General features: G+C 63.1%; 1 protein-coding gene. It reads left to right on the top strand.

Going from position 1 to position 493, the window contains the following annotated elements:
• Positions 1-74: 74 nt before the first annotated feature.
• A complete protein-coding gene (locus DEQ92_RS22115) occupies positions 75-278 on the top strand; it encodes a hypothetical protein (protein WP_004044421.1) in 204 nt (67 codons plus the stop codon).
• Positions 279-493: the final 215 nt, after the last annotated feature.

Below are 493 nucleotides of genomic sequence, written 5' to 3'. Positions count from 1 at the left end.
GGGTTCGTGTCTTCGTGGCTTCGAACGCGACCACACGGAACTAAATAGCAGGTGGAAGACACGTTTCGACTACCGTGTCACTACTCCCCCGCTGGTTCACGTCGAAGAACTTCGCAGTACAGCTCGTCATCCTCGCGTTGGTGCTCGACCCGGTCGGGTTCGTCGGCGGCTACCTCCTCGGTCCGTCGCTGGGCGTCGACCCGCTCGTCGGCGGCGCGTTCGGTCTCGTCGCCGCCAGCGTCCCGATGTCGCTGCTCGTGATGCAACGGAGCGTGTGAGTCGGCGGTTTGGTTGCTCGGGCGGATTCGAACCTCGGTCGCTCACTCCGTTCGCTCCCTGATTCGAATCGCCCTCGATCCACGAGTTCGTGCCCGCTGTCGCTCGCACAGAATTAGTGGGCTCGGGCGGATTCGAACCACTCCGTCAACCTCGCTTCGCTCGGTTGCCGCAAGGTTCTCCCGCCCTCTCGACAGAAAATCACGCTCGCTGCGCT

The sequence above is a fragment of the Haloferax sp. Atlit-6N genome (assembly GCF_003383195.1).
Lineage (GTDB): Archaea > Halobacteriota > Halobacteria > Halobacteriales > Haloferacaceae > Haloferax > Haloferax gibbonsii.
This window is presented reverse-complemented; position numbering and strand designations above follow the sequence as displayed.